Genomic DNA, 2,048 nt, shown 5'->3' with positions numbered 1-2,048 from the left:
CACCGCGGCGCGGTGGTCGCCCGGGACCGCGAGGGCCTGCTGGACGGCCTGGCGGCCCTGGCCGCCGGCCGCGGCCCGCGCGGCACCGCCGCGACCGGGAAGACGGCCTTCCTCTTCACCGGCCAGGGCGCCCAACGCCCCGGCATGGGCCGGGAGTTGTACGACACCTACCCGGAGTTCGCGAACGCCTTCGACGCCGTCTGCGCCGAGCTGGACCGGCACCTGGAGCGGCCGCTGCGCGAGGTGGTGTTCCAGCAGGGCGAGCTGCTCGACCGGACCGGCTGGACCCAGCCCGCCCTGTTCGCCGTCGAGGTCGCCCTCTACCGTCTGGTCGAATCCTTCGGCGCGCGGCCGGACTTCGTCACCGGCCACTCGGTCGGCGAACTGGCCGCGGCCCACGTCGCCGGGGTGCTGTCGCTGGCCGACGCGGCCGCGCTGGTCGCCGCCCGCGGCCGGCTGATGGAGCAACTGCCCGCCGGCGGTGCGATGGTGGCGGTCCGCGCCACCGAGGAGGAGGTCCGGCCGCTGCTCACCGGGCAGGTCTCGCTGGCCGCCGTCAACGGCCCCGAGGCCGTGGTGATCGCCGGGCCGGAGGAGCCGGTGCTGGCCGTCGCCGCCGCGCTCGCCGAGCGCGGGCGCAGCACCCGGCGGCTGCGGGTCAGCCACGCCTTCCACTCCCCGCTGATGGACCCGATGCTGGCGGAGTTCCGCGCCGTCGCCGAGTCGCTGACCTACCACCAGCCGCGGATCCCGCTGCCGGCCGAGGCCACCGACCCCGAGTACTGGGTGCGGCACGTCCGCGAGGCCGTCCGCTTCCACGACACGCTGCTCGCGCTCGCCGAGCGGGGCGTCACCACCTTCCTGGAGCTGGGCCCGGACGCGGTGCTCACCGCGGCCGGCCGGGAGAGCCTGCCCGGCTCCGGGTTCGCGCTGATCGCCGCCCAGCGCCGGGACCGGCGCGAGGAGCAGTCCCTGGTCGAGGCGCTGGCCGCGCTGCGGCTGCGCGGCGCCGCGGTCGACTGGTCGCGGCTGCTGCCCGGCGCCCGCCGGACCGAGCTGCCCACCTACGCCTTCCAGCGCGAGCGGTACTGGCTGGAGGACGACGGGGGCCCGGTCGGCCTGGCCGGGGCCGGACTCGGCTCGCCGGAGCACCCGATGCTCGGCGCGATGGCCGAACTGGCCGACGGCACGGGCTTCCTGTTCACCGGTTCGCTCTCCGAGCGGACCCACCCGTGGATCGCCGAGCACGGGGTGATGGGCCGCACCGTCGTCCCCGGCGTCGCCTACGCCGAGCTGGCCCTGCACGCCGCCGAGCAGGTGGGCTGCGACCGGGTCGAGGAGATCACCCACCTCGCGCCGCTGGTCCTGCCGCGCGCCGGCAGCGTGCTGCTCCAGCTGCGGGTCGGCCCGGCCGACGCCGCGGGCCGGCGCCCGCTGGCCGTGCACTCGCGGCCGGAGGACGCCCCCGAGGGCGAGTGGACCCACCACGCCGACGCGGTGCTCGGCACCGGCGCCGGCGCCCCGGACTTCGACCTCCGGGCCTGGCCGCCGGCCGGCGCGGAGCAGGTCGACCTGACCGGCTTCTACCGGCGGGCCACCGAGACCGGCTTCGCCTACGGGCCGCTGTTCGCCGGCCTGACGGCGCTCTGGCGGCGCGGGGACGAGGTCTTCGCCGAGGTCGCGCTGCCCGAGGAGGGCCGTACGGCGGCCGCCCGGTTCGGCATCCACCCCGGCATGTTCGACGCGGTGCTCCAGGCGATGGCCGCCTCCACCCTGCTGGAGCGGATCTCCACCGACGAGGCCCCGCACGGCCGGCTGCCCTTCGCCTGGACGGGCGTCGAGCTGTACGCCTCCGGCGCCGCCGCCGTCCGGGCCCGGCTCACCCCGGCCCGCACCGGCGGGGTGGCCTTCGCCATCGCCGACGCCACCGGCGCGCCGGTCGCCTCGGTGGAGTCCCTGGTGATGCGCCCGGTCTCGCCGGAGGCGATCACCGGGGCCGGCACGGGCGGCCGGGACGCGCTCTACCGGGTCGAGCCGGCCGAGCTGCG

1 protein-coding gene is annotated in these 2,048 nt (G+C 77.8%); it reads left to right on the top strand.

All coding sequences use genetic code 11. From position 1 onward, the window contains the following. On the top strand, positions 1 to 2,048 hold a 2,048-nt coding region (locus AE652_RS40280), incomplete at both ends, for an acyltransferase domain-containing protein (protein ID WP_049660734.1).

Origin of the sequence: Kitasatospora sp. MY 5-36, assembly GCF_001182915.1 — a bacterium.
Taxonomy (GTDB): Bacteria; Actinomycetota; Actinomycetes; order Streptomycetales; family Streptomycetaceae; genus Kitasatospora.
Note: the sequence above shows the minus strand (reverse complement) of the source record. Positions and strands in the feature narration are given on the sequence as shown.